Source organism: Streptomyces sp. NPDC050504, assembly GCF_044458065.1.
Lineage (GTDB): Bacteria > Actinomycetota > Actinomycetes > Streptomycetales > Streptomycetaceae > Streptomyces.
In genome coordinates this window covers 1-22,389 of the sequence record NZ_JBITHO010000010.1, presented here as the reverse complement: position 1 = coordinate 22,389, position 22,389 = coordinate 1, and the positions used below count along the sequence as shown (strand labels likewise).

Genomic DNA, 22,389 nt, shown 5'->3' with positions numbered 1-22,389 from the left:
TCGGTGCGGCGTGTGCCCCACTCTCGCGCAGTTCCCCGCGCCCCTATCGGGGCGCACCCGTGCTCGCGCCCGCGCGGCGGAGCCGCACAACGGACACAGCCCCGCACCCCTAACGGGGCACACCCGTGCTCGCGCCCACGCGGCGGAGCCGCACAACGGACACAGCCCCGCGCCCCCAACGGGGCGCACCCCCCGGCCCACGGTCCCGCGAGCGCCCCGCGCCCCCTACTTCCGGTTGTACAGGCGCATCGTCGCCGCGCCGAAGACCACCACGAACACCGCCGACCACCCCAGCGACCACGCCACCTCCGCCGCCGGCCAGTCCCCCGCCATCAAGCCCCGCACCGCGGACGCGAGATGCGTCACCGGGCTGTTGTTGACGAACGCCTGGAGCCACCCCGGCATCGTCTTCGGCTCGACGAACACGTTGCTCAGGAACGTCAGCGGGAAGATCACCATCATCGAGACGCCCATCACGGACTTCTCCGTGCGCAGCAGCAGCCCGAACATCGTCCAGATCCACGAGAACGAGAACGCGAAGACGACCAGCAGCGCGACGCCCGCCAGCACGCCGACCACCCCGCCGTCGGGGCGGTAGCCGATGACCATGCCGACCGTGATGATCACGGCCGATGCGATCAGATAGCGCGCCGCGTCGCCCAGCAGATAGCCGACCATCGGCGCGGGGCGCCACATGGGCAGCGTACGGAAGCGGTCGAAGACGCCCTTGGAGATGTCGGTGTTGACGGCGACGCCCGTGTACATCGTGATCATCACGATGCTCATCACGAGGATGCCGGGCAGCAGGAACTGGATGTACGCGGAGACCGACCCGGCGAGCGCCCCGCCGAAGAGGTACGTGTACATCACGACCATCATGATCGGGAACGCCGTGACGTCGAACAGCTGCTCCGGCACGTGCTTGATCTTCAGCGCGGCGCGCCAGCCGAACGTCAGCGAGGAGGAGAGCGCGCTGGGCCGCGGCGGGCGGTCCTTGGCGATGAGCAGCGCGGCCAGTTCCTCCGCGTTGGGCGCCGCCAGCTCCGCGGCGTCGAGTTCGCCGCCGGGGCCGGTGGTGGTCGTGGTGACGGTGCTCATGCCGCCGCCTCCTTCGTGCCGTCCTGCGTGCCGTCCTGCGTGCCGTCCTGCGTCGCGTCATGCGTCGCGGCCCGAGTTGCGCCCGGCGTCGCGTCCCGCGTCGCGTCCTTGCGGTCGGTCAGCGCCAGGAAGACCTCGTCCAGGCTCGGTTGGCCCAGCGAGAAGTTGTCGACGACGATCCCGGCCCTGCCCAGCTCGGCGAGGGCCAGCGCGGCCCGCTCGGTCGCGTACCCGTCGGCCTCGCCCGGCCCTGCGGCCCCGGTCATGCGGGCCGTCAGCGCGACCGGGTCCGGGTCGAGGACGACGTCCGCGCCGCCCAGCGCGGCGACGAGCACGTCGCGCGCCTCCGCGCGCTGCTCGGCGTCGCGCAGCCGTACGTGCACGGAGCCCGCGCCCACCGACGCCTTCAGCTCGCCCTTGGTGCCCTCGGCGATGACCCTGCCGTGGTCGATGACGGCGATGCGGGACGCCAACTGGTCGGCCTCGTCCAGGTACTGGGTGGTGAGCAGGACGGTGGTGCCCTGCGCGACGACCGCGCGCACGATGTCCCACACCTGGTTGCGGCTGCGCGGGTCGAGCCCGGTGGTCGGCTCGTCCAGGAACAGCAGGTCGGGGGTGTTGAGGATGGACGCGGCGATGTCGATGCGGCGCCGCATGCCGCCCGAGTAGTTCTTGACCTGCCGGTCGGCCGCCGCCGTGAGCCCGAACGCCTCCAGGAGCTGCGCGGCCCTGGTGCGCGCCGCGGGCTTCCGGTGGCCGAGCAGCCGCCCGAGCAGGACCAGGTTCTCGGTGCCGGTCAGGTCCTCGTCGACGGAGGCGTACTGTCCGGTGAGGCTGACGCGGCCGCGTACCGCGTCGGCGTCCTTCACCACGTCCTTGCCGAACACCCGGGCCTCCCCGCCGTCCGGGCGGAGCAGCGTGGCGAGCATCTTCACCGCGGTCGTCTTGCCCGCGCCGTTGGGGCCGAGGACGCCGTAGACCGTGCCCGCCGGGACGGCCAGGTCGATGCCGTCGACGGCCCGCGTATCACCGAACGTCTTCACCAACCCGCTTGTTTCGATGGCGAGTTCACTGCTGTACGTCATGGGGTTTCCTCCTCATGACAGAGGAGACTCCACGGGCTCCCGGAAGTCATCGGTCCCGGGGCGGAAGCGGGGGCACTGCGCGGGAAGTAGGCCGCCCGCGCCCGCCCGCGCGTCAGCCCTCGTGCGTGTAGAAGACGTAGAACGCCGCCGCCAGCGTCCCCGCGCCCACCGTGAGGCCGATGCCCACCGAGGTCAGCACGCTGGCGTCGGTCAGGCTGTAGAGGTAGCCGATCGCGGCGCCCGCCAGCGCGCCGTACGACGCGGCGCGCAGCTCGCGCGGCAGGGCGCCGCCGACCCGTACCAGCGCGAACACCAGCACCGCCAGCACCGCGCCCGCGAGCAGCGCGGGGACCGCGCTGCGGCCGATGAACAGCGCGTACAGGAAGTAGCCGACGCCCAGGACGACGGGCAGCGCCCCGGCGGACGAGAGCGGTGCGTGGCGCCGCGTCGGCGCCGCTGCGTGTGCGGCCATGGTGGACCTCCAGTCCCGGTTTCCCCCCTTCAGGTCACACCCGAGTGCGGCGCCCGGCAAGTGGATCAAGAGTGGAGCCATGCGCGGCTCCCCCTCCGCCGTACGCGGCCCCGCTTCCCCCGTACGCGGCTCCCTCTCCCTCCTGTGCGCCGTCCTGGTCGCCCTCCTCGTCCCGCTCGGCGCGGTCTGCGCCTGGGCGTCGCTCGAAGTCGGCTCCACGGACCGCTACGTCGCGGCGGTCGCGCCGCTCGCCGACGACCCCGACGTGCGCGCGGCGATCGCCGACCGGGTCGCGGACGGGGTGCTGGACGACGTCGACGCCGGGCCCTTCCAGGGCACGGTGGAACGGCTCCTGGGCCGCGCCGTGCTCGCCTTCACCGAGACCGGCGCGTTCCGTTCCGTGTGGACCACCGCCAACCGCGCCGCGCACGACTCCCTCGACCGGGCGCTGAACGACCGCAGCGGCGAGCCGGTCGCCCTGGACCTGACGCCCGTCCTGGCGGCGATCAAGCGGCAGCTGGCCGACGACGGGCTGCCGCTGGCCGACCGGATCCCCGTCGAGGCCGTCCACGTCGTGCTCCTGGAGCCCGGCCAGGTCGACACGGCCCGCACCGCGTACCGCTGGGTGCGCGGCGCGGCCGTCGTCCTGCCGGTGCTGGCCCTGCTGCTCGCGGTGGCCTCCGTGGCGCTGGCGGTACGCCGCCCGGGGGCCGTGCTGCGCGTGGGCGCCGCGCTCGCGGCGGGCGGGGTGCTGCTGCTCGTGGCGCTGCCGGTCGGGCGCGCGGTGGCCGGTGACCGGCTGGAGCCCGAGCTGGCCAGGGCGGCGACGGGGGCGGTGTACGACGCGCTGACGGGGCCGCTGCTGGTGACGGGCTGGGCGGTGCTCGGGGCGGGCGTGCTGGTGGGGGCGGGGGCATGGGCGTGGGGGCGGGGGTGGTGGGGGCGGCGCGGGGCGGAGTAGGGGGCGGGTGGCTCCGATGGCGGAGTCCCTCTGGCGGAGCGGCCGGGACCGGCCCAGGGTGGAGGGCATGAGGACGACCCGTACCCGTACCGCTGTCTCCGCCGCCGTCACGACCGCCGCGCTGGCCGCGCTGCTCGCCCTGACCGCCACCGGATGTTCCGACGAGGACGTCCAGAAGGCCAAGGACGGGGTCGCGTCGGCGACCGCGAAGGCCGGTGAGGTGGCCTCGTCCGCGACGGCGAAGGTCGGTGAGGCCGTCGCGTCGGCGACCGCGGCGGCCGCGTCGAAGATGGCCGAGGTCAAGGACGGCGTCGACGCCAAGGGCGACGTGAAGGTCGACGGGGCGACGAAGGCGGACGGCGACCGCACGGCGGCCGGGGTCACCGCGACCAACTCCACGGACAAGAGCGCCGACTACACGCTCACCGTCCGCTTCCGCGACAGCGGCGGGAACCTCCTGGACACGGTCGTGCTGAACATCGACGGCGTCGAGGCGGGCAAGTCCAAGACGGGCACGGCGCGGAGCAACCGCACGCTGTCGGGTGCGACCACGGCGGAGGTCGGGCAGGCGCTGCGGCACTGAGCGGCGCCGTGTGGCGCTGAGCAGCACTGCGCGGTGCCGCGTCCGCGCCGATCTGACCCGCCCCTGACCGGGGCGTGACCGGAATCTGTCATTCCTGACGGAGAATTCCGGCATCCGCCCCGGATAGCCGGAAAGGGTCCTCCCGTGGACAGCACGCGTCTCGCGCCCCTGACGACCGACGGACCCCGGCAGCGGGTGCGCAGGCCGCGCCGCCCCTGGCAGCGGGCCGCCGCCTGGGGCGCCGGGCTGGTGCTGGCCGGGACCACCGTGGTCGTCGGCTGCCGCGCGTTCGGCTCGGACGGGGTGACGCCCGTGCCGCAGGCCCTCGCCTTCCTGCCGCTGCTGCTCGTGCCCGGCGGGCTCGCGCTCGCGCTGGCCGCGCTGGGGCGGTGGTGGACGGGGGTGGCGTGGGCGGCGCTGGTGCTCGCGGCGACCGGCTGGTTCGTACGGCCCTACGGCCCCGGATCGACGGGCGCGTACGGGCCCGTCGCGGCGCAGGTGCGGGTCCTCACCTCGAACGTCGAGTTCGGCGACGCCACGGACGGGCTGATCGCGGCGGTCGGGCGGGAGCGGCCCGACGTGGTGTTCGTCCAGGAGTGCGACCTCCAGTGCGCGGACGCGCTGGCCGCGCGGGTGCCGCGGGCGCAGTACCCGTACCGCGAGGTCGCGCGCCTCGACGGGTCCCGGGGGTCCGCGATCCTCAGCCGCTTTCCGCTCGGCGCGGGGCGGGCGGTGCCCTCGGTGATGGCCCAGCCCGGGGCGACCGCGACGGTCGCTGGGCGGGCGGTACGGCTCCAACTCGCGCACCCCATGCCGCCGTTGCCCTTCGACACTGAGGTGTGGGAGCGGGAGCTGCGGGGCGTGCGGGACTTCGCGGCGGGGGCGAAGGGGTCGCCGACGATCCTCGCGGGCGACTTCAACGCGTCGCAGGACCACGCGGGGTTCAGGGAGGTGCTGCGGGCGGGCGACCTGCACGACGCGGCGCGGCTGGCGGGGCGGGCGCGGGAGTGGTCGTGGCCCGCGGACCGCAGGACGGTGCTGCGGACGCAGATCGACCACGTGTTGGTGAGCGATCACTTCTCGGTGCGGGGGGTGAGGTTCCTGAGCCTGGGGGCGACGGACCACCGGGCGGTGCTCGTGGATCTGGACCTGCGCGAGGCGTAGGGGGTACGGGGGTGGAGGGGTACGGGGGTGGAGGGGTACGCGGGTGAAGGGGTGCGCGGGTAAAACCGTCCCGCGCCGGGCCCCGCGGAGTCGTACGCTCTTCCCCATGCCCGCCGAATCCGACCCGCAGGGCCCCGTCCGCGTGGACACGTGGATCTGGTCCGTCCGTCTCACCAAGACCCGCTCCCAGGCCGCCACCGCCTGCCGCGCCGGCCACGTCAAGGTCGGCGGGGAGCGCGTCAAGCCCGCGCAGCCCGTGAAGATCGGCGACGAGGTCCGGGTCTTCCACGCGGGCCGCGAGCGCGTCGTCACCGTCGCCAAGCTCATCCGCAAGCGCGTCGGCGCCCCCGCCGCCGCCGAGTGCTACGTCGACAACAGCCCGCCCCCGCCGCCGCGCGAGGTCGCGATCCAGGTGCCGGTGCGGGACAGGGGCGCGGGCCGCCCCACCAAGCGGGACCGCCGCGACATGGAGAAGCTCCAGGGCCTCCAGGGCGCGGCCAAGGCGGAGCGCATCCGGGGCAGGTGACCCGGAGGGGGCCGGGAGGTTCCGGGGTCCTGGGGTGCCTGCCCCGGACCCCGCACCCTCAGAGCGCGCCCGCCCCCGGTGACGTCACCGCCCTCGCCGCCGCCACCTCGCGCCGCACCGGGGCCAGCACTCCCGCCTCGTCCCCCGGCAGCTCCACCCGTACCGCCACCAGCACCCCCTCGTCCGCGCCCCGCAACCCCCGCGCCAGGCCGCGCAGTTCGCGCGCCACGTCCGCGACCTCCGCGGGACCTGGCTGCCGCGCCCCGTGGTTGACGCGCACCCGCGCCGCCGTCGTCGCGTCCACGACCCGTTCCACGGCCACCACCACCGGCCACCACGCCGCCGCCCGCGCACCCGTCGGCGGCGGTTCGGTCAGGGCGCGCTGGAACTCCGAGCGGACCACGGACAGGTCCCGGTACAGCCGCCTCCTGCGCCGCACCCGCTCCACGTGGTCCCCGCCCGTGTCCCCGCCGAACGCGCACTCCACGTACCGCGCGGCCTCCTCCGCCGCGTCCGCGAGCCGCGCGCCGACCCGGGTGTGCCAGCTCTCCGGCCACAGCAGGTACCCCGCGACCAGCACGATCGCGCAGCCGATCAGGCTGTCGTAGAGCCGGGGCAGCACCAGGTCGAAGCCCTGGTGGTTGAGCAGGTCCGAGAGGAGCAGGATCACCGGCGTGATCGCCGCCGTCTGGAAGGCGTACCCCTTCGCCGACCACGCCGGAACGAGCGCGGCCAGCACCATCATCACCGGTACGTCCCACCACCCCCGGTCCACCTCCGCGAGCACCGCCGCCGCGACCAGCAGCCCCAGCGCCGTGCCGAACGCCCGCAGCACGGCCCGCGAGAACACCGAGCCGAAGTCCGGCTTCAGTACGAAGGTGATGGTCAGCGCCACCCAGTAGGAGCGCTCCACCGGCACCACCGACACCAGGACCTGCGCGAGCCCGACGCACAGCGCGAGGCGCAGCCCGTACCGCCAGGAGGAGCCGGAGAGCAGGACGTTGCGCGCGGCCCTGCGCGCCCGCACCCGCAGCGCGGCGGGCCGCCCGAGGCGGTCGTCGACGTTGGACACGTCGGGGTCGGGGTGGTGGACGACCTCCGCCGCGCGCCGCAGCGCGGTGTCGACGGCGCGTTCGGCGGGCGTCCCCGGCTCCGGCAGCAGGTCCAGGCCCGCGAAGCCCCCGAGTCCCGCGCCGCCCTCCCCCCGGGCTCCGCCCTTCCCCCGGCTCCCGGTCTCACCCCGCTCCACCGCGTCCGCCAGCTCGCGCACCGCCGCCGGGATCCGCCGGTCCAGGCCCCGCCCCCGCAGGTGCACCGCGGGCGCCGCCTCCACCAGCGGGATCACCACGTTCAGCTGGGCCAGCAGCCGCACCAGCGGCCCGCGCCTGCCGTGCTCGCGGGTCCGCCGCGCGAGGACGAGGTCGTACGAGGCGTTGAGCCGTTCGGTGACGGCGAACCGCTTCTCGCCGTACTCCGCCGCGTCCACCCGCCCCGCCGCCTCCAGCAGGTCGGCGACCGACCGGTACGTCTGCGCGACCGCGGCCCGCTCGGGCACCCGGCCCCGGAACGGCCAGCCCAGCAGGGTCAGCGCCAGGACCACGACCCCGCCGAGCGACAGCAGCAGCGGCGCCCGCCACCACGGCCCCGGCATCGGCAGGCCCGCGCCCACCACCGCGTTCAGCAGCAGGAGCAGCCCGGACACGGAGGCGACCGCGCCGATGGTGGAGATCATCCCGGAGACCAGCGCGACGAGCGTGAGCACGGCGACGGCCGTCCAGCCGTCGCCGTACACCAGCGTCCCGAGCGTCACGCCGAGCGCGCCGAAGAGCTGCGGCACGGCGATGTTGAAGATCCGCATCCGGTACGCGTCGGCGGTGTCGCCGATCACTCCGGAGAGCGCGCCCATGGAGACCAGGGCGCCGTACGCGACCTGGTCGGTGAGCAGTCCCACCGCGAGCGGCGCCGCCATGGCGACGGCCGCGCGCGCGACGGCGGCCCAGGGGACGGGGGCGGTGGCCGGCCGCAGCCCGGCGACCAGCCAGGCGGGCGGGGCCAGCCGCGCCCCGCGCGCTTCGTGCGCCCGCCGCTCCCGCCCCGCCCGCCGCGCCCGCTCGGCCGGTCGGCGGGCCTTCCGCGCCTCAAGGATCATGACCCCAACGGTACGAGCCGGGCGCCGGACGGGCCCCGTCGTGGTCGCGGGTCCCGGTGGACGTCGCGGCGGGGGGCCCCCCCCCGGCGGGGGCCCCCCGGGGGGGGGGGGGGGGGGGCCCAAACCCCCCCCCCGCCGGGGGGACGGACGGTCGGCGACTACACGCCGATGTCGCGGCCGTCCTTGCGCCAGACCGCCACCACGGACGGGCGGACGATCTTGCCGGGGCCGTCGGGCCAGGCGCTCGCGGGCTTCTCGACCGACGCCCCGTCGACCTCGCCCGGGTGCTGCACGGCCACCAGCACGCGCCGGTCCTGGATGATCGGGCCGCAGGTCTCGGCGCCCGTCGGGACGGTGAGGAACTGCTTCAGCTCACCGCGCCGCTCGCCCTGCGTCGCGACGCCGAACAGGCCGTCGTGCGAGCCGAGCTGGTTGCCGTCCGTGGAGATCCACAGGTTGCCGTGCGGGTCGAACGCCACGTTGTCCGGGCAGGAGATCGGCGAGACCTTCTCCTTGGGGAAGCCCGCGAAGTACGTCGCCGGGTCGTTCGGGTCGCCCGCGACGAGGAAGAGCCGCCAGGCGAAGCCGTCGGACGCCGGGTCGTCCCAGTGCTCGGCCAGCTCCAGGATCTGCCCGTGCTTGTTGAGGTTGCGCGGGTTGGCCTCGTCCGCGCCCGCCTTGCCGGGCTTGCCGCGGTCGGTGTTGTTGGTGAGGGCGACGTAGACGCGGCCCGTGCGCGGGGACGGCTCGACGTCCTCGGGGCGGTCCATCTTGGTCGCGCCGACCTTGTCGCCCGCGAGGCGCGTGAAGACGTACACCTCGTCGGCGGTCATGCCGGGCACGTGCGAGACGTCGCCGGTGGCGAGCGGGATCCACTGGCCGCTGCCGTCGAACTCGCCGTCGTTCGGGAGCTTGCCCGTGCCGTCGATCTCGGCGGCCGGGGAGTCGCCGGTGAGCTTGGCGACGTACAGCGTGCCCTCGTCGAGGAGCGTGAGGTTGTGGGCGCGCGCGGCGCGCGAGTCGCCCTTCTTCATCCGCTTCGACGAGACGAACTTGTAGAAGTAGTCGAAGCGCTCGTCGTCGCCCATGTAGACGACGGGGCGGCCGTCGGCGGTCAGGCGCGGCTGCGCGGCCTCGTGCTTGAAGCGGCCGAGCGCGGTGCGCTTGCGCGGGGTGGAGTCCGGGTCGTACGGGTCGAGTTCGACGACCCAGCCGAAGCGGTGCGGCTCGTTGGGCTCCTGCGCGACGTCGAAGCGCTTGTCGAACCGCTCCCACTTGCGCTCGGTCGCGCCGGAGCCGATGCCGTAGCGCTTGTCGGTGGGGCTGGAGCCGTTGGCGAAGTACTGGTTGAAGTTCTCCTCGCCGTGCAGCGTGGTGCCCCACGGCGTGGTGCCGCCCGCGCAGTTGTTGAGGGTGCCGAGCACCCTGCTGCCGGTGCGGTCGGCGGACGTGCGCAGCAGGTCCGAGCCCGCGGCCGGGCCCGTGAGGCGGAACTCGCTGGTCGCGGTGAGGCGGCGGTTGAGGTGGTGGCGCGGCACGGGCGCGAGGCGGCCGCTGCGGCGCTCCTCCTGCACCACGACGACGGACAGGCCGTGCGCGGCCCACGCGACCTCGACCTGCTGGCGGGTCGGGTTCTGCGCGTCGTAGTTCTTGAACATCAGGACTTCGTCGGTGTACTCGTGGTTCGCCACGAGCACCTGACGGCCGTGCTCGCTCTTGAGCGGGAGCAGCGAGAGGAAGTCGTTGTTGTAACCGAACTGGCCCGCCTGCGCCTTGGCGGTCTGCTTGTCCGGGTTGAACGCGGGCGCGCCGCGCAGGATCGGCTCGCCCCAGCGTATGACGACGCCCTGGGCGTAGCCATCGGGGACGGTGACCTTGTCGTCCTTGTTGGGCTTGACCGGCTTGAAGCGCAGGCCGCGGGCGCCGTCGTGCTTCCCGGGCGTGCTGGGCTCGACGGGCCGGCGGCCCGCCGGGGCCGCGACGGCCTGCGGGGCGCCGGGGCCGGTCAGCGCTGCCGTGCCCGCAGCGGTCGCGACCGTCACGACGGCGGCCGCGCGCATCATCGAACGGCGCGACAGGGCGCCCTTGATGACGTCTCCGACGTACTCGTTGTCGCTGGTGTTCGGGACGTCCTGGAAGCAGGCGTCACCGCAGCGGTAGCGGCAGGTCAGCGCGGACCGCCCGCCCGGGTGCGAGCTGATGAGCGGCAGCAGATTGCGCACGTTCGTTCCCCTCCATCGTGGTGTCGGCGTGACCGTAGGACGGGGACATATGCGGTACGGCCGACGCGAGGTGAACGCGCGATGAAGTCCGGGCTACCACCGCGCGGGCCGTAACCACGGGCCCGGCGGGGCGGCCGCTAACCTTACGTGTCCGCCCTGGCCAGCGATCAGTTGCGCTCGGTTGCTCTGGTGCGCGCCAGGTCGGCATTCTTCGCACCCCCCGACTCATGCGAAAGGTCTCGCCCATGGGCATTCGGAGCTTGCTGCGCAAGGTGTTTGGACGCGACCGCGTGACGTCGGCGGGGCCGACGGAGTCGGCGGGGTCGGCGGGTCCCGGGGCGTCGGCCTCCCCGGAGGAGGAGGCGGCGGCCGGGTCCGCGGCTACGGCTACGGCGGCGGTCGTGCCCGCGCAGGCGGAGCGCGTCGCCCCGGCGGAGGCCGTGGAGGCCGTGGAGGCGCCGGCGCCCAAGGTGACGGTGCCTGCGCCGTCGCCCGAGCCCGAGGTCGCGTCGGAGGCGTCGGCGTCCGCGTCGGCGGCGGACCTGGTCGCGGCGGCGTTCGACGCCCCCGCGGTGAGCGTGCCCGCGCAGGGGGCGCGCTCGGACGAGGGCGCGGAGGCTAGGGGTACGGGGGGCACCTCGCCGGAGCCCGGGACGACCGAGCCCGTGGCCACCGCCGAGGCGGACGAGGTCACCGAGCCCGAGCCCGCACCCGTGGCCACCGCCGAGGCCACCCCGGGCGAGCCCGCACGTAGCGTCGACGCCCCCGAGGGTGGTGCCCACCCGTTCCGCCCTGCGGAACATCTGCCCACCACGGTGGAGGACCCCGAGCCGACCGCCGAGGTCACCGCGCCCGAGCCCACCATGGTGGAGGACCCCGAGCCGGAGACCGCACCCGTGGCTACCGCCGAGGTCACCGCACCCGAGCCCGCCACGGTCGAGGACCCCGCCGCCGAAGCGTCCGCCGAGGTCACCGCACCCGACCCGGACCCGGTCGCCGCCACCGAGCCCGAGCCGACCGCCAAGGTCACCGTCGAGGTCGCCGCCACCGAGCCCGAGGCGGAAGCCGCGCCCGCCCCGGACCCGGTCACCGCCACCGAGCCCGAGCCCGAGCCGACCGCCGAGGTCACCGCGCCCGACCCCGAGCCGACCGCCAAGGTCACCGCTGAGGTCACCGCGCCCGACCCCGAGCCGACCGCCAAGGTCACCGCCGAGGTCACCTCCCCCGACCCGGACCCGGTCGCCGCCACCGAGCCCGAGCCGGCCGCCAAGGTCGCTGCTGCTGTTTCGCTTGGTCGGGTCAAGTCTCGGGCTCCTGGGCTCGTGGCCGCGTACAAGGCCGCCGGGAGCGGGCTCAAGAAGCGGGAGAGCGTTGGGGTGCGCGCCTGCGTGTACCTCGTGCTGGACCGCTCCGGGTCCATGCGCCCGTACTACAAGGACGGCAGCGCCCAGGGCCTCGCCGAGCAGGCGCTCGCGCTCGCCGCGCACCTCGACGAGGACGCCGCCGTGCACGTCGTCTTCTTCTCGACCGAGATCGACGGCACCGGCACCCTCACGCTCGACGCGTACGAGGGCCGCGTCGACGCCCTGCACTCCGGGCTCGGCCGGATGGGCCGCACCAACTACCACCGCGCGGTCGAGGAGGTCGTCGCGCACCACGAGAAGGCCGACACCGGGCGCCCCGCGCTCGTCGTGTTCCAGACCGACGGCGCGCCGGACCAGATCCGGGCCGCCAAGCAGGCCCTCGCGGACGCCGCGGACAAGCCGCTGTTCTGGCAGTTCGTGTCGTTCGGCGAGCCCGACGCGAAGGGCTTCGACTTCCTGCGGAAGCTGGACGTGCCCAACGCCGCGTACTTCGCCGCGGGCGCCGACCCGCGCGAGCTGACCGACGCCGAGGTCTTCGACGGCCTCCTCCGGGGCGTCGCGGGCCTCGCCAGGCCGTAACGGCAGGCAGGAGCGGCGGCGGGCCCCTCCCCGGAGGGGCCCGCCGCCGCTCATCGAGGTGAGTGGAGCTTCGCCGGGCCAGTAGGATTTCGACCATGGCGGCCACTGGATCCGAGAAGCAGGGGGCGGCGAGCGGCGTGCAGTCGTTCTACGTCACGACCCCCATTTACTACGTCAACGACGCTCCTCACCTGGGCCACGCCTACACGACCGTCGCAGGCGACGTGCTCACGCGCTGGCACCGTCAGCGCGGCGAGAAGGTGTGGTACCTCACCGGCACGGACGAGCACGGTCAGAAGATCATGCGCACTGCCGAGGCGAACGAGGTCACGCCCCAGGCGTGGTGCGACAAGCTCGTGGAAGAGGCGTGGAAGCCCCTCTGGGAGCACCTGAACATCGCGAACGACGACTTCATCCGCACCACGGAGAAGCGGCACACGGACCGCGTCCAGGAGTTCGTGCAGGACCTGTACGAGAAGGACGAGATCTACAAGGGCGGGTACGAGGGCCCGTACTGCGTGGGCTGCGAGGAGTACAAGCTCCCCGGCGACCTGATCGAGGACGAGGCGGGCACCAAGCTCTGCCCCATCCACAAGAAGCCGGTGGAGATCCTCAAGGAGGAGAACTACTTCTTCAAGCTCAGCGAGTACGGCCCGAAGCTGCTTGAGTTCTACGAGGAGAACCCGGGCTTCATCCAGCCCGAGTCCGCCCGCAACGAGGTCGTGAACTTCGTCCGGCAGGGCCTCCAGGACCTCTCGATCTCCCGGTCCACCTTCGACTGGGGCATCCCGATCCCCTGGGACGACAAGCACGTCATCTACGTGTGGGTGGACGCGCTCCTGAACTACGCGACGGCCGTCGGCTACGGCGCGAACCAGGAGAAGTTCGAGGAGACCTTCCCGGCGGACGTGCACCTGGTCGGCAAGGACATCCTGCGCTTCCACGCGGTGATCTGGCCCGCGATGCTGATGGCGCAGGGCCTGCCGGTGCCCGGCAGGGTCGCGGCCAACGGCTGGCTGATGGTCGGCGGCGAGAAGATGTCGAAGTCGAACCTGACCGGCATCAAGCCGCAGGACCTGACCTCGCACTTCGGCGTGGACGCCTACCGCTGGTACTTCCTGCGCGCCATCGCCTTCGGCAGCGACGGCTCGTTCTCCTGGGAGGACTTCTCCGCGCGGTACACCTCCGAGCTGGCCAACGACTACGGCAACCTCGCCTCGCGCGTGGCCGCCATGGTCGGGAAGTACTTCGAGGGCGCGCTGCCCGCCGACGCCGCCGCGGGCGACGCCGAGCTGGCCGTGCGCGAGGGCCTGGCCAAGGCGGTCGCCGAGGCCGACCGGAAGATCGGCGAGGAGCTGGACTTCCAGGGCGGCATCCTGGCGATCTTCGACTTCGTGAAGCAGGTCAACGGCTACATCACGGAGCAGGAGCCGTGGAAGGTGGCCAAGGACGAGTCCGACGAGGGCCGGGCGCGCCTCGCGACCATCCTCTACACCGCCGCCGAGTCCCTGCGGGGCGTCGCGGTGCTGCTGAACGCGATCATGCCGGAGACCTCGCAGAAGCTGTGGGACTCCCTGGGCGCCGAGGCGTCGCTGGGCGCGCTCGCCGAGCAGCCGGTGCAGGACGCCGGCACGTGGGGCCGGCTCCCCGCGGGCTCGACGGTGACCAAGGGTGCGGTGCTGTTCCCGCGCCTGGAGGAGAAGCCGGCGTAAGCAGTCTTCTTACTGATCAGTACGGCCCCGGGACCTGCACAAAGATCCCGGGGCCGTATTGCGTCCCGATCCCCTGAGAGCGGTTACAAGACAAATTACCCACCAGTAATCGGCCATTGACTGGCATTCAATGGGTGTCAATGGAACGTTGATTCGCGTGGTCCACTCTTGGACGGTTGAGACGTACGGGGTTAGGACAGGGAGCGGCAAGTGCTCACCAAGCGCGTGACAGTGACCGTTCATGCTTCCGATCCGCTGAGCCGGGCCGGGGTCATCAGTCACCTTCAGCATCAGCCGACGATCGAGGTCATACCGGAACGCACCAACGGGGCCCAGAACGATCCGGCCGTCGCCGTGATGCTCCTCGACCAGATCGACGAACTCTCCACCGCCGAGCTGCGCCGCGTGGTGCGCGGCGGTGAGCAGCGCGTCGTGCTCGTCGCCCGCGAGCTGCGCGAACCCGATCTGCTCGCGGTGGTCGAGTACGGCGTGCGCGCCATCATCTGGCGCCACCAGGCCACCGAGCAGCGGCTGCTCGCCGCCGTGCACAGCGCCGCGCGCGGCGAGGGCGAGCTGCCGCCGGACCTGATCAGCAGGCTCCTCGTGCAGGTGGGACGGCTGCGCAGGGCCACCGCCGCGGGCGCGGCGGCCGCCGGGGCCGTACCGGTCTTCGGGATGGCGCCCCGCGAGGTGGACGTGCTGCGGCTGCTCGCCGAGGGCCTGGACACCCGGCAGATCAGTGAGAAACTGGCGTACTCCGAGCGCACGGTGAAGAACATCCTGCACGCGCTCATGACGCGTCTCCAGCTCACCAACCGGGCGCATGCCGTCGCGTACGCGCTCCGCGAAGGCTACATCTGATGATCCACGAGATAGACGAGGCGCTGCGCGGCCTGCTCGCGCCCGCCGTCACCGGTGACGTCGCCTTCGACGCGCCGACCCGCGACTGGGCCGCCCGCCGCAACGCCCCGACGCTGAACGCCTATCTGTACGACATCCGCGAGGACCTCGCGCTGCGCGAACGCGGCGCCCACCCCGAGCGCAACGGCCAGGGGGTCGTGCAGCGCATGCGCCAGGCGCCGCGCTGGTTCCGGCTCTCCTACCTGGTCACCGCCTGGACCTCCCGGCCCGAGGACGAGCACCGGCTGCTCTCCGGCGTGCTGGCGCTGCTGCTCCCGCACGAGGTGCTGACCGGCGACGCGGTGCCCGAGTCGGTGCGCCCGCTCACCAGGACCCTGCCGCTTTCGGTGGGCGTGCCGCCCGCCGAGTCGCGCTCGCTCGCCGACATCTGGTCGGCGCTCGGCGGGGAGCTGAAGCCCTCGCTCGACGTCGTGGTCACCACGCCGTTCCCGGTCACCCCGGTGTTCGACGTGGCGCCGCCGGTCACCGAGGGCGTGATCCGGGTGCGCGGGACGGACGGCACGACCGCCGGGTCCAGGCCCCGGATCATGCGCCGCAGCGTGGGCACGAAGAAGACGGACGGGGCCGGGGAGTGAACACGGACGGTACGGGCTCCGGCGGCGTGCTGGAGTCGGTCGTCGCGCTGCGCGCCCGCGTCGCCGCGCTCGTGGAGGCCCGCAGCGCGGGCGACCCCACGGCGGGCGACCCGCTGCGCGGCCTGTACATCAGCGACGAGACCGCCCGCCGCGTCGCCGCCGAGCCGGTGCGGACCGCCCCGCACGGCGACGGCGTGCCGCTGCCCGGCACCGGGGGCGCCGACCGGCTCGCCGCGCTCGCCCGGACCTTCGGGCTGACCGCGCTCGACGCGCACGTCCTCGTCGCGGCGCTCGCCCCCGACGTCGACCGGGGCTTCGAGGCGCTGTACGGGTACCTCAACGACGACGTCGGGCGGCGCCGCGCCACCGTGGCGCTCGCCCTGGACCTCGCGGGCACCGGCCCCTTCGACCCGGCCGCCCGCGACCGCTTCCACCCCGCCGCGCCGCTGCGCGCCGGGGGCCTGCTGACCCTTGAGGACGAGGACCGGCCGCTGCCCGGCCGCGCGCTGCGGGTGCCCGAGCGGGTGGTGGCCCACCTGCTGGGCGACGACAGCCGCCTGGACCCTGAGCTGCTGGGCGCGGGCGTGGAACTGCTGGCGCCGACCGGCGCGGACGCCCCGGGGGAAACCGGCGCGGCCGGTGAGGAGGGCGCGGCCGACCCGTTGGGCGCCCGGATCGCCGCCGCCGGGCACGTCACCGTGCACCTGCGCGAGCGCGTCCCCGGGGCCGCGACCGACCCGGTGGTGGCCGCGCTGCGGGCCGCCGGGCGGCCCGTGCTGCGCTACCGCCCCGAGAGCGCCGACCCCGTGGCGGCCCGCGCCCTGCTGCGCGAGGCGCGGCTGCGCGGCGCGGCCGTGGTGGTCGAGCCGCTGCCCACCGGGCCCGGACCGCTCGTACGGGCGCTGGCCGTGCCCGGAGCGACGGTCGTCCTCGCCGGGACGGACGCGCCCGACCCCAGGTGGGCCCCCGAAGCGGAGCTGCTGGCCCTGGACGCGCCGGGCGCCGTGGCGGGCACCGGCGACCTGTGGCACCGCGAACTCGCCTCCCTGGAACGGGACTTCGACCTGGACGAGGCCACCGCCCCGTACCGCCTCAGCGGCGACCAGGTCCGCAGGGCGGCCCGCTCGGCGCGGGCGCTCGCCGCGTTCGAGGGCGCCGGTCTCACGCTCGCCCAGGTGCAGCGCAGCGCCCGGCTGGTCTCCGCGCCGCTGCTCGACAGCCACGCGCGGCGCATCAGGCCGGCCGTGGGCTTCGCCGACCTCGTCCTGCCGGACGAACCCCTCGACATGCTGCACGAGTTGACCAGCAGGGCCCGCAACAGGGACCGGGTGCTCGGCGAGTGGCGGCTGCGCACCGGCGGCGGGCGCGGGCGCGGCGTCGTCGCGCTCTTCGCGGGCGAGTCGGGCACCGGCAAGACGCTCGGCGCCGAGGTGGTGGCGGGCGAGCTGGGCCTTGACCTGTACGTCGTCGACCTGTCGTCGGTGGTCGACAAGTACGTGGGCGAGACCGAGAAGAACCTGGAGAAGATCTTCGTCGAGGTCGACCGCACGGACTGCGTGCTGCTCTTCGACGAGGCCGACGCGGTCTTCGGCAAGCGCTCCGAGGTGAAGAGTTCGCACGACAGGTACGCCAACCTGGAGAGCGCGTACCTCCTCCAGCGCTTGGAGGCGTTCGACGGGATCGCCGTCCTGACGACGAACCTGCGGGCCAACATCGACGAGGCGTTCACCCGGCGGCTCGACGTCGTCGTGGACTTCCCGTTCCCCGACGCCCAGCAGCGCGTCTCGCTGTGGAACTCCTGCCTCGCGGGGACGCCCCGCGCGGACGACCTGGACGAGGCGATCGCGCGCTGCGCCAAGGAGTTCGAGCTGGCGGGCGGCGCGATCCGCTCCGCCGCGGTGACCGCGGGCTACCGCGCGGCGGGCCGCGGATCGGCGGTCACCGCGGACGACGTGCTGGCGGGGGCGCGCCGCGAGTACCTCAAGGCGGGCCGCCTGGTCCTGGGCGACAGGGCCCCCTGGGCGCCGTAGGGACGCTTCAGGCCGGACGGGGGGGGGGGGGGGGGGCCCCCCCCCCCCCCCCGCGGGCCCCCCCGCCCGGGGGGCCCCCCCCCCCCCCCACCGGCCGGGGCCCCCCCCCCCCCCCCCCCCCCCCAACACCCGGCGCACGCGCGGGGGGGGGGGGCGGGGGGGGGGGGCCGGCGGGGGCGGGGGGGGGGGGGGGGGGGGGGGGGCGGGGGGGGGGGGGGGGGGCCCCCCCCCCCCCCCACGCCTCTGGGCTACCCCTGGTCCTTGGACTCCACGATCTTCCACTTCTGCTGGTCCCGGCTCACCGATTCGCACGGCTTCACCTCGGTGACCTGGAGGTACTGGCTGCTGTTCGGGGACATGTCCGTCAGGCAGTTCCCGTCCTCCAGGCTGATGATCCGCACCCAGCCGTCCCCGATCGGGTTGATGCGCCACTTCTGGTTGTCCCGCATGCCGCCCTTGGCGATGGGCTCGGTGCCCTTGACCGACTCCCAGAGCTGGACCTGGTCGCCCTCGCGGGTGTTGTCGAGCAGCGCGATCGGCAGGTCGGACGAGGTGAAGGCGTAGTTGCCGTCGGGGAGCGGGTGGACGTACCAGTACTGGTCCCACGGGGTCTGGTTGTCGATCCAGCCCAGGGTGTACGTGTTGCGGCCGTTGCGCGCGTGCTCCTTGGACGCGCCGAGGTACTTCTCGCTCAGCCCGGACTGGATCCACATCTTCTTCAGCGGGTCGTACGGGGACTTCTTCTTCTCCTTCGGAGCGCCGCCGCCACCGCCGCCGTCCTTCTTCTCCTCCTTGGGCGGCGCCTTCGCCTCGCCCTCCGGCGGCGGGTCGTTGTCGGTCTTGGGCTCCGGCGGGGGCGCCGACTTCGGCGGCGGGGGCGCGGCCGAGGCCGAGCCCTGCGGGTTGGGCAGCGCGGACGCCGCCGTCTTCTTGACCGTCGCGCTGCTGGTCACCTTGGGGTCGTGCTTGAACCACAGCGCCGCCGCGGCCACCGCGAGCACGACGAGCGCCGAGCAGACGGCGAGCGCCCAGCCCGGGACCACCGACGGCTGGACGTAGCTGCCCCGCAGCTCCTCGGGCTCCTGCGAGCCCGCCCGCAGGACCTTCACGGTGTACGGGTGCTCGGTCGAGCCGCCGATCCAACTGACGCGCCCGGGGCGGATGTTCAGCTCGGCGAACCCGGCGCGTCCCGGCTCGACCTGGACCGCGCCCGGCGTCGCCTCGACGCCGACCGAGTCGCCGTTGTCGCGCCCGGAGAAGGTGGCGGTGAGCGGCTGGTTGCCGAGGTTGTCGACCGCGACGGCGCCCCGGGCGCGGAAGCGGCCCCGTACCGTGCGCGGCACCAGCTCCGCCTTGACCGCGGTGAACGGGCCGACCGTCAGCCGGCCCTCGGCGACGTCGGCCGTGTGTGGACGCTCCCTGGGCTCGACGCGGACGCCGAACGGGACGGGCCCCGCCGTGGCGTCGGAGGTGCGCGGCGGGGCGAAGGTGATCTGCGCGGACTCCTCGGCACCCGGGTAGACCCGCAGCGCGGCGGGCTCGATGTGCGCCCAGCCCGCCGCTTCGCCGACCAGCGTCAGCCGGTACTCCTCGACGGTGTCCCCGGTGTTGCGCAGGCGCAGCCGCACGGTTGCTGCGGAACCCGGGTCGACTGTCGTCGCGGCGGGCTCCAGCTGTGTCCACATACTCACCCGCGCCAGTCAACTGCCCACGAGGGCAAGGGACAGGGGACATACGGGCAGACCGGGGGGCAACACCGGCTGCCCCCCGGTCACTCTGGAGTTCGAACGCCGCGGTGTGCGCGCTACTCGCGGACCCCGCCGCCCAGCATGCGGTTGATGGTCGTCGAGTTGAGGGTGCCCGTCGGCTCGATGCCCACCCACCGCTGGTAGTTGCCGACGTGCTCGGCGACGGTCGCGCTGTACTTCCTGGCCTTCGACCCCTTCTGGAGGAAGTGGTCGACGCCTTCCTGCGCGAAGCCTTCGAGCTTCACCATGTCGCTGGGCTCGTACGACTTGTTGTACGCCCACCAGTAGGCCGCCTCGAACTGGGTGACCTCCCAGTTCGTCGCGTTGCGCTTGGCGACGCTGGAGGTGACGCCCTGCATCCACAGCGAGGTGAGCGTGTGGCGGCCGAGCTTGCCGCGCTCGGTGTCCGGGATGTCGGCGCCGTAGTCCTTGCGGTTGACGGCGTCCTGGTAGCAGACGAGCGCCCGGCGCGTCTCCGCGTCGATCACGCCGACGGAGAACTTGTTCGTCTTGATCTGGCAGGGGTTCTTGGAGTCCATGTAGTACAGCCGCAGCTGCGCGAAGTACACGACGACGCTCGGCTGGTAGTTCATGTCCCAGTCCGGGCCCACGGGCCGGGGCGCGGGCTTCTTGGCCGCGGGCGGCTGGGCCGCGCCGCCGCCCTTCTTGGCGCCGCCGCCGCTGTTGTTGTCGCTGCCGCCGCCGTCGTCGTTGTCGCCGCCGCCGTTGTTGTCGGCCGGGGGCGGGGGCGCGGGCGGCAGCTCGCCCGGCGGGGGCGGCAGCTCGCCGGGCGGCGGCGCGTCGCCGTCGCCGCCCTTGTCGCCGGGCGGCGGCGGCAGGGACCCGTCGGGCAGCGGCCCGTCGTTGCCCTGCGGCAGCGGCTGCGCGGAGCCCGACGGCTTGGTCGTCTTGAGGGCGCTGGTGACCTTGGGCTGGAAGCCGAACCACAGCACGGCGAAGGCGATCGCCGCGGTCACCAGGAGCCCGCCGACCACCACGAGCCAGCGGCCCAGCACGGGCTTCTGCTCGAAGGTGGCTTCCAGGTCGAGGCTGGTGTCGTCGCCCGAGCGGCGCACGGCGACGGTGAACCGGTGCGTCTCCTGGTTGCCCGTCCAGCGCACGTCCTGCGGCCGCACCGCCAGCTCGCCGAAGGCGGCGCGGCCCGGGGCGACCTGCACGGCGTTGGGCTGGAGGTCGAAGGTGAGCCGGTTGGACTCGTCGCGCGCCACGAGGGACGCGGTGAGCGGGGTGTTGCCGAGGTTGTCCACGGCGATGCGGGCCCGCCCGCGCATCCGCCCGATGAGCGTGGGCGGCAGGATCTCGGCGCGGACCTCGCTGAACGGGGCGACGGTGAGCTGCCCCTCGACCACGTCACGGGCCCCGGCGTTCTCCCGGGGCTCGATCCGGACACCGTAGGCGGCGGGTCCCGCCTCCGCGTCGGACGTGCGGGGTGGCGCGAAGGAGATCTCGGCGGTCCCCTCGCTCCCCGGGTAGAGCCGCAGAACGTCCGGCTCGATCCGGCCCCAGCCCGACGGCTTGCCGACGAGGGAGAGGCGGTACTCCTCCACGGTGTCCCCGGTGTTGCGCACCCGCAGGCGGGAGGAGGTCCGGGACCCCGGCTCGACGGTCACATCGGCCGGGTCCAGAGAGGTCCACATGGTCATGGCCGCAGGTTAGAGGGGTGGAGGCGGTGCCCGGCTGCCCGAAAGTCCCGGTACGGGGGCAGGCCGGGATGCCCCTACGCCCCCGGCGGCGTGGCGGCCTTGCGGCGGGTGAGCGCCAGGTGCAGCCCCTCGGGCGTCAACGCCCCTTCGGTGCCCACCCGGACGGGGTGACCCTCCAGGTCTACACCGATGTGGTGGCGCAGCGCGAGGTGTGCCGTGAAGAGGACCAGTTCGGTCATGGCCAGGGCCGTGCCCTCGCACGCGCGCGGGCCCGTGCCGAACGGGAGGTAGCCCCCGTCGACCGCCCCCGCGTTTGGCCGGATCTCGCCGTCGTCGCCGATCCACCGGTCCGGCCGGAAGTCGTCCGGGGCCGGGTGGACCCCGGGGTCGCGGTGCACGGGGTAGGGCGTGACCATCACGCGGGTGCCGCGCGGCACGGGGCAGCCGCCGACGCGGGTGTCGACGGTCGCGGTGCGGGTGGCGAAGAGCCAGTTGGGCGGGTGCAGCCGCAGCGCCTCGCGCACCACGGCCTCGGTGCGGACCAGGCCGCGCACGTCCTCGGCGACGGTCTCCTCGGGCGCGCGGGGCAGCGCGGCGGCCTCGGCGGCGACGGCGTCGGCGGCCTCGGGGTGGCGGGCGAGGAGCAGCAGGATCCAGGCGAGGGCGCGGGTGGGCATCTCCTGGGCGCCGAGCAGGACGAGCACGCAGGCGTGCACGACGACCTCGTCGCGCAGGGTGCCGTACTGCTGGGAGGGGCGCAGCAGCGCGCCGAGCACGTCGTCCTCGTCGCGGCCGTGCGCGCGGCGGGCGGCGACGGCGGCGCCGATGCGCGACGCGGCGGCGTCCATGGCGCGGCGGACCCGGCGGCGGGGCGCGCCTTGGGCCCTCAGGCGGGAGAGCTCCTGCTCGACGTGGCGCAGGGGTTCGGCGTCCGCGCCGAAGACGAAGCGGGCGGCGACGCCGGAGAAGGCGGTGCGGGCGGTGGCCAGGACGTCCACGGGGGTGGTGTCGGGCCACTCGTGGGCGAAGGTCATGGCCTCTTCGGCGACCATGCCGGTCGCGCGGCGCACCGCGGAGGGACGCAGTCCGCGCATGCGCGCGGCGTGCGCGTGCCGCCCCTCGTGCTCGTGGCCCGCGGCGCCGTCGGGCGGCGGCAGGAAGCCGCCGGACAGCTCGAACTCGCGGGTGGTGCGGTGCAGGACGTCCGCGCAGGTCTCGGGGCCGGCGGCGACGTACACGGAACGGTCGAACGACCACAGGGGCCCGTGGGTCCTCGTCGCGTCGAGCACGAACCCGAGGCGGTCGGCGTCGTAGGCGGGCCCGTTGCCGGTGAACCGGCCGCCGACGGGTCCTGGCGGACGGTGCATGTCGAACTCCTGGGGGAAGGGGGCGCGTTGCGGGACGCGGACCGGGCCGGGGGGGCGGGGCCCGCCCCCCCCCCCCCCCCGGGGGGGGCGGCGGGGGGGGGGCCGGGGGCGGCGCCGCCCCCCCCGCGCCCCGCCCCCCCGGGGGCCAGTGGGGCGCCGGCCAGCGGAG

The 22,389-nt window shown here is 74.4% G+C and carries 17 protein-coding genes; 9 read left to right on the top strand and 8 right to left on the bottom strand.

Features of this window, described 5'->3' with window-relative positions; genetic code table 11:
• Positions 1-225: 225 nt before the first annotated feature.
• The 3 genes from ACIBNE_RS32070 to ACIBNE_RS32060 all read right to left on the bottom strand — a co-directional run bounded on the left by ACIBNE_RS32070 (position 226) and on the right by ACIBNE_RS32060 (position 2,655).
• The gene (locus tag ACIBNE_RS32070) at positions 226-1,098 is read right to left on the bottom strand and encodes an ABC transporter permease (protein WP_399277825.1); all 873 of its coding nucleotides are present in this window, start codon (positions 1,096-1,098) and stop codon (positions 226-228) included.
• Positions 1,095-2,183 (bottom strand): ATP-binding cassette domain-containing protein, encoded by a 1,089-nt coding sequence (locus tag ACIBNE_RS32065; RefSeq protein ID WP_399277823.1) that lies wholly within the window; start codon positions 2,181-2,183, stop codon positions 1,095-1,097. Before ACIBNE_RS32065 ends, ACIBNE_RS32070 begins: the two co-directional genes overlap by 4 nt.
• A gap of 112 nt (positions 2,184-2,295) precedes the next feature.
• Complete coding sequence (locus ACIBNE_RS32060; RefSeq protein WP_399277821.1) at positions 2,296-2,655, bottom strand: hypothetical protein; 360 nt, start codon at positions 2,653-2,655, stop codon at positions 2,296-2,298.
• Between the two features lie 79 nt (positions 2,656-2,734).
• Between ACIBNE_RS32060 and ACIBNE_RS32055 the strand changes: the two genes are divergently transcribed.
• The 4 genes from ACIBNE_RS32055 to ACIBNE_RS32040 all read left to right on the top strand — a co-directional run bounded on the left by ACIBNE_RS32055 (position 2,735) and on the right by ACIBNE_RS32040 (position 5,889).
• Positions 2,735-3,616 carry a hypothetical protein gene (locus tag ACIBNE_RS32055; RefSeq protein ID WP_399277819.1) on the top strand — a complete coding sequence of 294 codons (882 nt, stop codon included), beginning with the start codon at positions 2,735-2,737 and terminating at the stop codon, positions 3,614-3,616.
• A 67-nt stretch (positions 3,617-3,683) separates the two neighbouring features.
• Positions 3,684-4,199 (top strand): hypothetical protein, encoded by a 516-nt coding sequence (locus tag ACIBNE_RS32050; protein ID WP_399277817.1) that lies wholly within the window; start codon positions 3,684-3,686, stop codon positions 4,197-4,199.
• 144 nt (positions 4,200-4,343) lie between these two features.
• Positions 4,344-5,363, top strand: coding sequence for an endonuclease/exonuclease/phosphatase family protein (locus ACIBNE_RS32045; RefSeq protein ID WP_399277815.1), 1,020 nt, complete (start codon positions 4,344-4,346; stop codon positions 5,361-5,363).
• A gap of 106 nt (positions 5,364-5,469) precedes the next feature.
• A complete protein-coding gene (locus ACIBNE_RS32040; protein ID WP_399277813.1) occupies positions 5,470-5,889 on the top strand; it encodes an RNA-binding S4 domain-containing protein in 420 nt (139 codons plus the stop codon).
• Between the two features lie 58 nt (positions 5,890-5,947).
• Here the strand turns inward: ACIBNE_RS32040 and ACIBNE_RS32035 are convergent, their stop codons facing one another.
• Complete coding sequence (locus tag ACIBNE_RS32035) at positions 5,948-8,038, bottom strand: FUSC family protein (protein ID WP_399277811.1); 2,091 nt, start codon at positions 8,036-8,038, stop codon at positions 5,948-5,950.
• Positions 8,039-8,196: 158 nt separating this feature from the next.
• Complete coding sequence (locus tag ACIBNE_RS32030; RefSeq protein ID WP_399277810.1) at positions 8,197-10,260, bottom strand: PhoX family protein; 2,064 nt, start codon at positions 10,258-10,260, stop codon at positions 8,197-8,199.
• A 245-nt stretch (positions 10,261-10,505) separates the two neighbouring features.
• On the opposite strand from ACIBNE_RS32030, the gene ACIBNE_RS32025 reads away from it, so the two are divergent.
• The 5 genes from ACIBNE_RS32025 to ACIBNE_RS32005 all read left to right on the top strand — a co-directional run bounded on the left by ACIBNE_RS32025 (position 10,506) and on the right by ACIBNE_RS32005 (position 17,441).
• Complete coding sequence (locus ACIBNE_RS32025; protein ID WP_399277808.1) at positions 10,506-12,203, top strand: VWA domain-containing protein; 1,698 nt, start codon at positions 10,506-10,508, stop codon at positions 12,201-12,203.
• A gap of 95 nt (positions 12,204-12,298) precedes the next feature.
• Positions 12,299-13,915, top strand: a complete 1,617-nt coding sequence (metG, locus tag ACIBNE_RS32020) for a methionine--tRNA ligase (protein WP_399277807.1) — start codon at positions 12,299-12,301, stop codon at positions 13,913-13,915.
• Between the two features lie 210 nt (positions 13,916-14,125).
• Positions 14,126-14,776 carry a response regulator transcription factor gene (locus tag ACIBNE_RS32015; RefSeq protein WP_399277805.1) on the top strand — a complete coding sequence of 217 codons (651 nt, stop codon included), beginning with the start codon at positions 14,126-14,128 and terminating at the stop codon, positions 14,774-14,776.
• Positions 14,776-15,411: a DUF4255 domain-containing protein gene (locus tag ACIBNE_RS32010; protein WP_399277803.1), complete on the top strand. Its 636-nt coding sequence runs from the start codon at positions 14,776-14,778 to the stop codon at positions 15,409-15,411. The genes ACIBNE_RS32015 and ACIBNE_RS32010 overlap by 1 nt, the downstream gene beginning before the upstream one ends.
• The gene (locus ACIBNE_RS32005; protein ID WP_399277801.1) at positions 15,408-17,441 is read left to right on the top strand and encodes an AAA family ATPase; all 2,034 of its coding nucleotides are present in this window, start codon (positions 15,408-15,410) and stop codon (positions 17,439-17,441) included. The genes ACIBNE_RS32010 and ACIBNE_RS32005 overlap by 4 nt, the downstream gene beginning before the upstream one ends.
• A gap of 248 nt (positions 17,442-17,689) precedes the next feature.
• On the opposite strand, the gene ACIBNE_RS32000 is transcribed toward ACIBNE_RS32005, so the two are convergent.
• From ACIBNE_RS32000 to ACIBNE_RS31990, 3 genes are all read right to left on the bottom strand, one after another.
• The gene (locus ACIBNE_RS32000) at positions 17,690-19,126 is read right to left on the bottom strand and encodes an RICIN domain-containing protein (RefSeq protein ID WP_399278356.1); all 1,437 of its coding nucleotides are present in this window, start codon (positions 19,124-19,126) and stop codon (positions 17,690-17,692) included.
• Positions 19,127-19,245: 119 nt separating this feature from the next.
• Positions 19,246-20,853, bottom strand: coding sequence for a hydrolase (locus ACIBNE_RS31995; RefSeq protein WP_399277799.1), 1,608 nt, complete (start codon positions 20,851-20,853; stop codon positions 19,246-19,248).
• A 74-nt stretch (positions 20,854-20,927) separates the two neighbouring features.
• The gene (locus tag ACIBNE_RS31990) at positions 20,928-22,220 is read right to left on the bottom strand and encodes a cytochrome P450 (protein WP_399277797.1); all 1,293 of its coding nucleotides are present in this window, start codon (positions 22,218-22,220) and stop codon (positions 20,928-20,930) included.
• Positions 22,221-22,389 lie beyond the last annotated feature (169 nt).

What these genes read in the sequence shown, in the direction of transcription:
- ACIBNE_RS32040 (WP_399277813.1), top strand. Translation starts at nt 5,470, where the DNA reads ATGCCCGCCGAATCCGACCCGCAGGGCCCCGTCCGCGTGGACACGTGG.
- ACIBNE_RS32050 (WP_399277817.1), top strand. Translation starts at nt 3,684, where the DNA reads ATGAGGACGACCCGTACCCGTACCGCTGTCTCCGCCGCCGTCACGACC.
- ACIBNE_RS32025 (WP_399277808.1), top strand. Translation starts at nt 10,506, where the DNA reads ATGGGCATTCGGAGCTTGCTGCGCAAGGTGTTTGGACGCGACCGCGTG.
- ACIBNE_RS32060 (WP_399277821.1), bottom strand. Translation starts at nt 2,655, where the DNA reads ATGGCCGCACACGCAGCGGCGCCGACGCGGCGCCACGCACCGCTCTCG.
- metG (WP_399277807.1), top strand. Translation starts at nt 12,299, where the DNA reads ATGGCGGCCACTGGATCCGAGAAGCAGGGGGCGGCGAGCGGCGTGCAG.
- ACIBNE_RS32035 (WP_399277811.1), bottom strand. Translation starts at nt 8,038, where the DNA reads ATGATCCTTGAGGCGCGGAAGGCCCGCCGACCGGCCGAGCGGGCGCGG.
- ACIBNE_RS31990 (WP_399277797.1), bottom strand. Translation starts at nt 22,220, where the DNA reads ATGCACCGTCCGCCAGGACCCGTCGGCGGCCGGTTCACCGGCAACGGG.
- ACIBNE_RS32070 (WP_399277825.1), bottom strand. Translation starts at nt 1,098, where the DNA reads ATGAGCACCGTCACCACGACCACCACCGGCCCCGGCGGCGAACTCGAC.
- ACIBNE_RS32065 (WP_399277823.1), bottom strand. Translation starts at nt 2,183, where the DNA reads ATGACGTACAGCAGTGAACTCGCCATCGAAACAAGCGGGTTGGTGAAG.
- ACIBNE_RS32010 (WP_399277803.1), top strand. Translation starts at nt 14,776, where the DNA reads ATGATCCACGAGATAGACGAGGCGCTGCGCGGCCTGCTCGCGCCCGCC.
- ACIBNE_RS31995 (WP_399277799.1), bottom strand. Translation starts at nt 20,853, where the DNA reads ATGACCATGTGGACCTCTCTGGACCCGGCCGATGTGACCGTCGAGCCG.
- ACIBNE_RS32000 (WP_399278356.1), bottom strand. Translation starts at nt 19,126, where the DNA reads ATGTGGACACAGCTGGAGCCCGCCGCGACGACAGTCGACCCGGGTTCC.
- ACIBNE_RS32055 (WP_399277819.1), top strand. Translation starts at nt 2,735, where the DNA reads ATGCGCGGCTCCCCCTCCGCCGTACGCGGCCCCGCTTCCCCCGTACGC.